6 protein-coding genes are annotated in these 9,835 nt (G+C 43.8%); all 6 read left to right on the top strand.

Annotated elements, in window-relative coordinates; genetic code table 11:
- The coding region (locus ACO4PX_RS05695; RefSeq protein ID WP_485571948.1) for a site-2 protease family protein at positions 1–820 on the top strand (820 nt) is incomplete at its 5' end.
- 22 nt (positions 821–842) lie between these two features.
- A complete protein-coding gene (ispG, locus tag ACO4PX_RS05690) occupies positions 843–1,907 on the top strand; it encodes a flavodoxin-dependent (E)-4-hydroxy-3-methylbut-2-enyl-diphosphate synthase (RefSeq protein ID WP_485571946.1) in 1,065 nt (354 codons plus the stop codon).
- Between the two features lie 19 nt (positions 1,908–1,926).
- Positions 1,927–6,576 carry a PolC-type DNA polymerase III gene (locus ACO4PX_RS05685; RefSeq protein ID WP_485571944.1) on the top strand — a complete coding sequence of 1,550 codons (4,650 nt, stop codon included), beginning with the start codon at positions 1,927–1,929 and terminating at the stop codon, positions 6,574–6,576.
- A 108-nt stretch (positions 6,577–6,684) separates the two neighbouring features.
- Positions 6,685–8,778 (top strand): elongation factor G, encoded by a 2,094-nt coding sequence (locus tag ACO4PX_RS05680; protein WP_485571942.1) that lies wholly within the window; start codon positions 6,685–6,687, stop codon positions 8,776–8,778.
- 245 nt (positions 8,779–9,023) lie between these two features.
- Positions 9,024–9,482 carry a hypothetical protein gene (locus ACO4PX_RS05675; RefSeq protein ID WP_485571941.1) on the top strand — a complete coding sequence of 153 codons (459 nt, stop codon included), beginning with the start codon at positions 9,024–9,026 and terminating at the stop codon, positions 9,480–9,482.
- Between the two features lie 13 nt (positions 9,483–9,495).
- Complete coding sequence (locus tag ACO4PX_RS05670) at positions 9,496–9,684, top strand: DUF6637 family protein (RefSeq protein ID WP_485571939.1); 189 nt, start codon at positions 9,496–9,498, stop codon at positions 9,682–9,684.
- Positions 9,685–9,835: the final 151 nt, after the last annotated feature.

The following is a 9,835-nucleotide window of genomic DNA, read 5'->3' as shown; positions in this document are numbered from 1 at the left end:
TATTGCCGGCGTTTTCAACAACTTCCTTTTAGGCTTTTTGATTGCCCTTTTCCTCACCGGAACGATTGGGGTACAGCTTCCGAAAATTGCCGCCTCCAATGTATCTACTCCTGCCATGGAAAGCGGTTTACAGGAGGGAGATGAGATTCGTTTCATTAAAATTGGTAATGCCAAGGGAAGAACTGTTCATAGCTACTCCGAGCTTGCCATGTATATGGAACTTCATAAGGAGGAGGTGCAAGAAGGAGAAGTCAGTCTCACGGTTCTTCGAGATGGGGAAAAGCTCAGTTTTCAGTTCCCTGCCTATAAGGATCCTTCCACAGGACTTTATCGTATGGGCGTGGCTCTTTCCTCTGAGCGCGTGAAGTTTCAAAACCCTTTAAAGACTATAGAATACAGCTTTTATGAACTGGCCTTTAATGCCAGAGTGGTGATTGACAGTCTGGCGTTGATTAGTAAAGGAAAGGTCAGCAGACAGGAAGTCATGGGGCCGGTTGGAACGGTTGCGGTTATCGGAGAAAGTGTTTCCAGCTCCAGCCAATACGGATTTTTCGTAATGCTACTGGTTTTACTAAACTTAAGTATGATGTTGAGCGTAAGTTTGGCGGTAATGAACCTTTTGCCTATTCCCGCCCTGGATGGAGGACGACTTCTGTTCATTCTTTTGGAAATGCTGGCAAGAAAGAAACTGAATCCCAAGTGGGAGGAGCGAATCAATACCGCAGGGATGGTTTTTCTACTAGCCCTTATGGTATTGATTGTCGGAAATGATGTGTTTAATTTGTTGACCGGAGCCTATTCGAAATATTTTAGCTCATAAGTTTATTGTATAAAGGAATACTATGTTCAAAAGAGAAGATACTAGGGTAGTAGAAGTAGGAAAACTTAAAATCGGCGGTGGAAATCCGGTGGTTTTACAGTCCATGTGTAATACCAAGACGGAGGATATAGAGGGAAGTATAGCTCAAATTCTTAGACTGGCAGAGGCCGGCTGTGAACTCATTCGTCTTACTGTACCTACAAAAGAAGCGGCATTTGCCTTAAAGGAGATAAAGGCGGCTTCTCCCATTCCTATCGTTGCGGATATCCATTTCGACTACCGCATGGCGATTCTTGCCATGGAAAACGGCGCGGATAAAATCCGTATTAATCCGGGAAACATCGGCTCTTCGGAAAGGCTACGGGCTGTGGTGGACTGCGCCAAGGAAAGAAAGATTCCCATTCGAATCGGGGTAAATTCCGGTTCCCTGGAAAAGGAAGTTTTGGAAAAATATCAGGGTAGAGTTACTGCACAGGGACTTGCTGAGTCTGCCTTGGCGAATTTGCGTTTGGTCGAGGAAATGGGCTATCAGAATTTGGTGCTTTCCATGAAGTCCTCCGATGTTTTGATGGCGGTGGAAGCCCATAAAATTGTAGCAGAATCCTGCCCCTATCCTTTGCATGTAGGCATCACAGAGTCCGGAACGGTTTGGTCCGGTAATATCAAATCTGCCATGGGACTGGCCATGATTTTGGGAGAAGGAATCGGAGATACGATTCGTGTGAGCCTTTCTGCAGATCCTGTGGAAGAAATCAAAAGCGGAAGACTAATCTTGGAAACGCTGGGACTGAAAAAGGGTGGTATCCATGTGGTTTCCTGTCCTACCTGCGGAAGAACCGACATTGATCTGATTTCTCTGGCTAATGCTGTGGAAAAGCTGGTCCAGTCCTATCCGGATAAATCCTTAAAGCTTGCTGTAATGGGCTGTGTGGTAAACGGTCCGGGAGAAGCCAAGGAGGCGGATCTGGCCATTGCCGGGGGCAAGGGTGTAGGACTTTTGATGAAGCGCGGTGAAGTGATTCGGAAGGTGGAAGAGAAGGCTTTGCTCTCCGCCCTCAAGGAGGAAATAGAAAAATACCCTGATTAAATAAACAGAAAGGATAGGCATGAAGCAGTTTTTTCAAGTATTTCAGGAATTAACGGTATCGGAGCATTTAAGGGGAATGTTTTTGAATACCACCATAAGTAGAATCACCTTGAAAAAAGACAGGTCGAAGCTGAGTATTTATTTGCATAGCGATCATTTACTGGAGCGAAGTGATATTCGGGAAATGGAAGAGGCTATCTATAAGCAGCTCTTTATCGGGAAGAAAATCAACATTTGCATCCGGGAAAGCTTTCATCTATCCAGCCAATATACGGCAAAAGTACTTTATGAGTTTTATGAAAAGTCTCTTTTTGAGGAATTAAAGGAAAGAAACATTCTCCTGTATCAGATGATGAAGCAGGGAGAACTGGAATGGAGAGAAGACAATCGTCTCTCTCTTATTTTAGAGGAACAAATTCTTTTTCAAAAGGAAGAAAAGGAATGTGTTAGGGTCATTCAAAAGATTTTTGAAGAGCGTTGCGGTGTTCCTATCCATTTTACCATCCGGTTTGTGCCGGCAAAGAAAAAGGCTGAGGAGGAAGAGGATAAGGCGATTGCCTCTCTGTATTCTTCTTCCGGGAATCCGGGATATTCAGAAGATGGATTGTCCGATGCTTATGCGAGTGCAGAGGGAAGTGCAGCTTATCCCGGAACAGCAGATAGGGCAATACAGGATGGGGAAGCAGCTTCACTAAGTCAAGAGAGTTCCGCACTTTCTGATGGAAACAGCTCCTCAGAGAAATTTGCAGGACAAGGCCAAGACTTTGAGGCTGAGAAAAATGCAGGAAATACTCATGTCGGTTTAGCAAAAAATAGTGCTAACAATACTTTAGAGAAGAAATCCACAGAAGATTCTCTTAAACAGAAGACAAGCTCCGGGGAAAAATCCTTTGAAAAGAAGGGCTTTGAGAAAAAAAGCTTTAGCAAAGGAAAGTTCCAGTTTAAGCGTTCCGACCATAGTGACGTGTACTATGGCAGAGACTTTAGCGATACCCCCATTCCTTTAAAGGATATTTCGGAGGATGGCGGTTTGGTAACGGTGGAAGGCCTGATTATTCAGGTGGATGAAAGAACCACTCGCTCGGGAAAAACCATTTTCAGCTTCTCCTTTACGGATGATACGGATTCTTTAGCCTCCAAGATTTTTGTGGAGGAAGAAAATTTGGAGGAGGCTAGAGCCTTTCTCAAAAAGGATAATGCCATTTGCATTAAGGGAACCATGGAGTATGACAGCTACGACCAGGAGATGGAGCTGGCCCATGTGCAGGGGATTAAGAAATCTTCCTTCACCCGGAAAAAGAGGGAAGATTTAGAAAAAGAAAAGCGGGTAGAACTGCATTTACATACCAAGATGTCGGATATGGACGGGGTTTCGGATATTGAAAAATATATCGACAGAGCCCTGGATTTTGGCATGCCTGCCATGGCTATCACGGATCATGGTGTGGTACAGGCCTTTCCGGATGCCATGGCTTATTTGAAAAAGATAGGAAGACAGAAAGATTTACAGCTGATTTACGGCATGGAAGGCTACCTGGTAAATGACCTGGATTCCATTGTGAAAAATGTTTGCAAGAGAGATTTAAGCAGTACCACCGTGGTCTTTGATTTGGAGACCACCGGTTTTGATCCGAGAGTCAATCATATTATTGAAATCGGTGCGGTGAAGATTGAAAACGGAAAAATCATTGACCGGATGGATGTTTTTGTGAATCCGGGTGTGCCTATTCCCTTTCGAATTACCCAATTAACTTCCATTGATGATTCCATGGTAATGGATGCCAAGGGCATCGAAGAGGTGCTTCCACAATTTCTGGACTTTGCCAAGGATGCGATTTTGGTTGCCCATAATGCGGATTTTGACTACCACTTTGTCAGCACTAAGGCAAAGGCTTTAAATCTTCCCTTTTCAGCACCGGTGATTGACACGGTGGCCTTGTCCCGCCTGCTTTTACCAAGACTAAGTCGTTTTAAGCTGGATACTGTGGCCAAGGAATTGAAGATTGAGCTATTGCATCACCATAGAGCAGTAGATGATGCGGAGGCTACTGCAAGAATTTATCTAAAAGAGTTAGAGCTTTTAGAGCAAAGAGGCGTTAGCTCCTTAGAGGAAATCGACAGTCTGGAGGTGGATCAGGTGGGGAAGGTACGAAAGCTCCCCAGCTACCACATTATCCTGCTGGCAAAAAATGATATTGGAAGAATTAACCTCTATCGTCTGGTTTCTCTGTCCCATTTGCAGTATTTCCGAATGAAGCCGAGAATTCCCAAGTCTTTGCTGAAAAAATATCGGGAAGGACTGATTATCGGCTCAGCCTGTTCCAGCGGAGAGCTTTTTCAGGCTATGGTGCGAGGGGCGGATGACCAGCAGCTTTTGGAGATTGCCTCCTTCTATGATTATCTGGAAATTCAACCTTTAGGGAATAATGCCTATATGCTGGAATCAGATCGTTTTTCCGCAGAAACGGAAGATGATTTGATTGCCTATAATAAGAAGATTATTGCCTTGGGAGAACAGTTGAAAAAGCCGGTATGTGCTACCTGTGATGCCCATTATGCGGATGAGGAAAATGATGTTCTTCGGAGAATCGTTTTGGCTACAAAGGGAATGACAGATGAGGAAGGAGAAGCAAGACTCTTTTTTAGAAGTACCACGGAGATGCTGGAGGAATATTCCTATCTGGACAGCAATACCCAAAAGCAGGTGGTTATTGACAATCCCTTGAAAATCATGAAAATGTGTGAGCCGATAAAGCCGGTGCGGCCCGACAAGTGTCCTCCGATTATTGAACATTCAGACGAAACTTTACGGCAGATTTGCTACGAAACTGCCCATAAAATCTATGGCCCAAACTTACCGTCCATGGTAGAAAACCGCTTGGAGACGGAATTAAATTCTATTATCTCTAACGGTTATTCCGTGATGTATATTATTGCCCAAAAGCTGGTGGATAAGTCTAATGAGGATGGCTATCTGGTAGGTTCCCGGGGTTCTGTAGGATCTTCCTTTGCCGCTACCATGGCCCATATTACCGAGGTAAATCCATTGCCTCCCCACTATGTCTGCCCCAACTGCTACTACACGGACTTTGACTCGGAGGAGGTAAAGTCCTATTCCGGTATGGCAGGTTATGATATGCCAAGTAAAAACTGTCCTCACTGCGGTACGGTTTTAAACCGTCTGGGTTTTGATATTCCCTTTGAAACCTTTCTGGGCTTTGACGGAGATAAGGAGCCGGATATTGACTTAAACTTCTCCGGAGAATATCAGGCCAGGGCCCATGCCTATACCGGAGCCATTTTCGGAGAGGAAAATACCTACAAGGCAGGAACTATCGGTACTTTAGCTGAAAAAACCGCCTATGGTATGATTAAGAAATTTTATGAAGAGCGGGGAGAGAAGAAGAGAACTGCAGAACTGAATCGTCTGGTAGCGGGAATCACCGGAATCAGAAGAACCACCGGACAGCATCCGGGAGGAATTGTGGTGCTTCCTCACGGAGAGGATATCAATACTTTTACGCCGGTACAGCATCCTGCCAATGATACGGAAAGCCCCATTATCACCACCCACTTTGACTACCATAAGATAGACCATAATCTATTGAAGCTTGATATTCTGGGACATGATGATCCTACCATGATTCGAAAGCTGCAGGATTTAACGGGATTGGATCCGGTAAAGGACATTCCTTTGGATTCTCCCGAGGTGATGTCTTTATTCCAATCCACGGAAGCTTTAGGCATTTCCCCGGCGGATATTCAGGGGGTGGAATTGGGTTGCCTGGGGATTCCGGAGTTTGGTACCCAGTTTGCTATGCAAATGGTGCAGGATACCAAACCGAAATACCTTTCCGACCTGATTCGTATCTCCGGACTTTCCCATGGAACGGATGTCTATCTGAACAATGCCCAGGATCTTATCCTAAGTGGAGTAACCACCCTTCGTGAAGCGATTTGCTGTCGTGACGATATCATGGTGTATTTAATGCACATGGGCTTGGAACCGGGAGAAAGCTTTAATATTATGGAGGCCACCAGAAAGCATAAGCCCTTAAAGGACGAGTGGTGCGAGCATATGCTGGAGCATGGGGTGCCCCAGTGGTACATTGATGCCTGTAAAAAAATCAAGTATATGTTCCCTAAGGCCCATGCGGCAGCCTACGTTATGATGGCTTATCGTGTAGCCTATTGTAAGGTTTTCTATCCTAAGGAATACTATACCGCCTATTATACAGTTAGAGCAGACGGATTTGACTTTGATAAGATGTGCTTCGGTGTGGAGAAGCTTCGTTTTCATATCAAGGAGTATTCCGCCAGAGAGAAGCTTTCCGCAACAGATCAGCTCTGTCTTCGAGATATGAAGATTTGTGAGGAAATGTATGCCAGAGGAATACAGTTCGCCCCCTTAGACATTTACAAGGCGAAGGCTAAGGACTTCCAAATCACGGAAAAGGGAGAGATTATGCCTTCCTTCAGTTGTATTGCCGGTTTGGGAGAGGCAGTGGCTCAGGGCTTGGAAGAGGGAGCAAAGTACGGAAAGTACCTTTCCAAGGATGATTTTATCCAAAGAACCCATTGCCCCAAGGCCTTTGCGGATAAATTCCATGAATTGGGGCTTCTAGGTGACATTCCCCTATCCAATCAGATGTCCCTCTTTGACTTATAATACAAAACAACGGATTTTCTTGTAATATTGCCTTTTTTCATATACAATACAACTATATATCTTGTGACATGCAATAGACTGCATTGTTAGAAATAGGAGGAAGGATCTATGAAAGTTTATGAAACCGGCAGTATTCGTAACGTAGTTCTTTTAGGTCATGGAGGTGCCGGAAAAACCACCATTGCAGAAGCATTAGCTTATGTAACTTCTGGAATTAATAGAATGGGTAGTGTTGATGACGGGAACACCCTGTCTGACTTTGATAAAGAAGAAAAGAAGCGGAAGTTTTCCATTTCCACTTCCGTGATTCCTATCGAGTATAAGGGAGAGTCCGGAGAGCTGAAGATGAATATTTTGGATACTCCCGGATACTTCGACTTTGTAGGAGAGGTGGAAGAGGCTGTTTCTGCGGCAGATGCGGCGATTATCGTGGTAAACGGTAAGGCGGGGATTGAGCCGGGAACGGTACGGGCTTGGGAGCTATGCGAAGCCAATGCCCTTCCCAGACTGTTCTTTGTCAGCAATATGGATGATGACAAGGCTTCCTTCAGACAGCTGGTTTTGGATCTGGAAAAGCAGTTCGGTAAGTCCGTAGCGCCATTCCAGCTTCCTATCCGTGAAAACGAGAAATTCGTAGGCTTTGTAAACGTGGTAAAGATGGCCGGAAGACGTTTTACAAAGATGAATGAATATGAGGCTTGTCCTATTCCCGACTATGTGGAGAAGCATCTTACCATTGCCCGTTCCGCCTTACTGGAGGCAGTGGCAGAAAGCTCCGATGAACTGATGGAAAAGTATTTTGCCGGAGAAGAATTTACGGTAGAAGAGATTCAGGCCGCTTTACGGGAGAATGTAGAAGCCTGCAAGATTGCCCCGGTTCTTATGGGATCCGGTCCCAATGTGCAGGGCTTTAATGTATTGCTCCAGGTTTTGGAGAAATACTTCCCCTCCCCCGAGTCTTTGGAGTCCATCGGTGTGGATGCTTCTACCGGAGAGCACTTCAGAGCAAAGTACCAGTCTGATAAGAGCCTCAGTGCAAAGATTTGGAAGACTATCGCAGATCCCTTCCTTGGAAAATACAGTCTATTTAAGGTTTGTACCGGTGTATTAAAGCCCAATTCCGAGATTTACAATGTAAATAAAGAAAGCATGGAAAAGGTGGGAAAGCTCTATCTCCTTCGGGGAAATACCCCTATCGAAGTGCCTGAATTAAAGAGTGGAGATATCGGTGCGGTAGCGAGGTTAAATATCAGTGAAACCGGAGACAGTATTTCCGTTCGTAATGCCCCCATCCTTTATCATGGACCGAAGCTTTCCGAGCCCTTTACCTTTATGGCCTATCGTGCAGAGCAGAAGGCGGATGAGGACAAGGTATCCACAGCTTTACAGAAGATGATGGAGGAGGACAGAACCATCAGATTACAGTCTGATCCTGAAAACAGACAAAGCTTAATCTATGCTATCGGAGAACAACAGTTAGAGGTTTTGGCTTCCCGCTTAAAGGATAGATACAATGTTTCCATTAACTTGGAAAAGCCACGCTTTGCTTATCGAGAGACCATTAAAAAGACCGTTAAGGTCCAGGGCAAATACAAGAAGCAGTCCGGTGGACACGGACAGTATGGAGATGTTGTTATGGAATTCTCTCCAAGCTTTGACTATGACCAGGCCTATACTTTTAAAGAGCAGGTATTCGGCGGTGCTGTGCCGAAAAACTATTTCCCTGCAGTAGAAAAGGGAATTGCAGAGTCCTGCAAGAAGGGACCTTTGGCAGGATATCCTGTTGTAGGAATAAATGCCACCTTATTGGACGGCTCCTACCATCCGGTAGACTCCTCCGAGCAGGCCTTTAAGACAGCAGCTTCCATGGCCTTTAAGGATGCTTTCCTTCAGGCAAGCCCCATGCTTTTAGAGCCGATTGCACACCTGAACGTTACTGTTCCGGATGCTTTTACCGGAGACATTATGGGAGATCTGAATAAGCGTAGAGGAAAGATCTTGGGCATGACCGCCCTTAGAGACGGAAAGCAGCTGGTTGAGGCTGAGCTTCCCATGAGTAACCTCTATCTTTATAATACCGACCTTCGCTCCATGACCGGAGGAGCAGGAAGCTTTTCCTTCTACTTCGTTCGCTATGAGCAGGCTCCCGGAGATATCCAGAATCGTGTAGTGGAAGAGTCCAAGAAGATGATGGAAGAATAATAGAGGTGATTTTGTGAACTATAAAAATTTACAGAGGTATAAAAACGGAGACATAACTAAGTTAGACGATTTGTTACATATAAGGTTATTGATTTAAGTTTGTAAAGGAGACTTTTATGAAAAAGATACATAAATATATAGCAGTTATGCTTTCCATGATTATGCTATGCACTGTGATTTAACCAAGTGCAGCTTATGCAAAGGGAGTAGATTCTAAAAATTTAGCAATGCTAAATAAAAAAACTATGACTAATACGGATACAGTATATGTAGATGACGGAGAAGGTAATATTGTACCTGTTGAAATAACAGAAACTATATACTATAGAGCGGATACCGGTATAGTTCCAAGGGATTTTTCTCCTAAGGCTAAAGTTGGTGAAAGACGTACTTACACAGTTAAAATATCAAATGAAGCTATGGGAGCACCATCTTTAGTGGGTGGAACATTGAGTTTTGTCGCCAAAAAAAAGGCTGCACAAATTTTGGCAAAAGCTATAGCAGAAAAACTAGGTTCTGGTTTTATTCCTGGACTAAATTTTGTATCATGGGCACTTGGCGTAGCAGCCTTTGCTAATGCAGTTTCAGGTAAATCTGGAATATTAATAACTGTGGGATTAAAATATACTAGTACTTATTTACATAAAGATGGTTACTATGCATATGGATGGTCTGCAACTAGTTTGTCGGTGAGAAGATATTAAAAGGGTGGTAAAAATGAGTAATAAATCAATGTTATTTTTATCAATACTGCAAATAATAGTAGGAGTTCTCGCTGCTGTGGTTTTTGTTAAGAGTATTATTAATGGTGGAAGTACAGAGATGCTGCCAATAATATCATTCATGGCTATGATATTGGGCATAGCAAATGGTGTTAAAAATTTACGTGATAAAAATAGAGAATGATAAGAATGGTCTAAATGTTTAGTCCATTTATGGTACAAGTTGTTTTTAATTGTAGTAAGAATATAAAAACAGTAAATCACAAAGTCGGTTTACTGTTTTTTTTATGTAAATGGTCAATAACCCGTCATCTTTTTTCTCTCCACAAAAATTG

The sequence above is a fragment of the Oribacterium sp. genome (genome assembly GCF_057249185.1).
The sequence above is the reverse complement of the archived record's forward strand: the minus strand, read 5'-3'. Positions and strand labels throughout refer to the sequence as shown.

Coding starts and splice junctions, on each gene's coding strand:
- ACO4PX_RS05685 (WP_485571944.1), top strand. CDS start 1,927: ATGAAGCAGTTTTTTCAAGTATTTCAGGAATTAACGGTATCGGAGCAT.
- ACO4PX_RS05675 (WP_485571941.1), top strand. CDS start 9,024: ATGACTAATACGGATACAGTATATGTAGATGACGGAGAAGGTAATATT.
- ispG (WP_485571946.1), top strand. CDS start 843: ATGTTCAAAAGAGAAGATACTAGGGTAGTAGAAGTAGGAAAACTTAAA.
- ACO4PX_RS05680 (WP_485571942.1), top strand. CDS start 6,685: ATGAAAGTTTATGAAACCGGCAGTATTCGTAACGTAGTTCTTTTAGGT.
- ACO4PX_RS05670 (WP_485571939.1), top strand. CDS start 9,496: ATGAGTAATAAATCAATGTTATTTTTATCAATACTGCAAATAATAGTA.